This is a genomic window from Vibrio sp. 10N.222.52.C12 (assembly GCF_041474215.1).
Classification (GTDB): domain Bacteria; phylum Pseudomonadota; class Gammaproteobacteria; order Enterobacterales; family Vibrionaceae; genus Vibrio; species Vibrio crassostreae_C.
On record NZ_JBFRTR010000248.1, the window covers coordinates 1 to 338 of the forward strand.

At 39.1% G+C, this 338-nt stretch carries 1 rRNA gene; it reads right to left on the reverse strand.

Annotation, left to right across the window (positions count from 1 at the left end):
- Window positions 1–179: 179 nt before the first annotated feature.
- Window positions 180–295: ribosomal RNA gene (gene rrf, locus AB4623_RS24145) — 5S ribosomal RNA — on the reverse strand.
- Between the last annotated feature and the right edge of the window lie 43 nt (window positions 296–338).

Genomic DNA, 338 nt, shown 5'->3' on the forward strand with positions numbered 1-338 from the left:
TCTAAAAAGAGAACGCTTTCAGTGCCTTAGCACTTAAGCAGGACGCGTATAATACGCTTTCCACTTTGAAAGTCAACATAAAATACTAAGAAAACTTAGAACTCTATGGTGACTTGTCTATTTAATAGACAAAGTCGAACTTTTGTCTTCACTTTTAAAAAAGTGAAAATAAATTTAAAGCCTGGCGATGTCCTACTCTCACATGGGGAAGCCCCACACTACCATCGGCGCTATTGTGTTTCACTTCTGAGTTCGGCATGGAATCAGGTGGGTCCACAATGCTATGGTCGCCAAGCAAATTTTGCTTTTACTTTCAGCTTTTTTTAAAAACTGAAGGC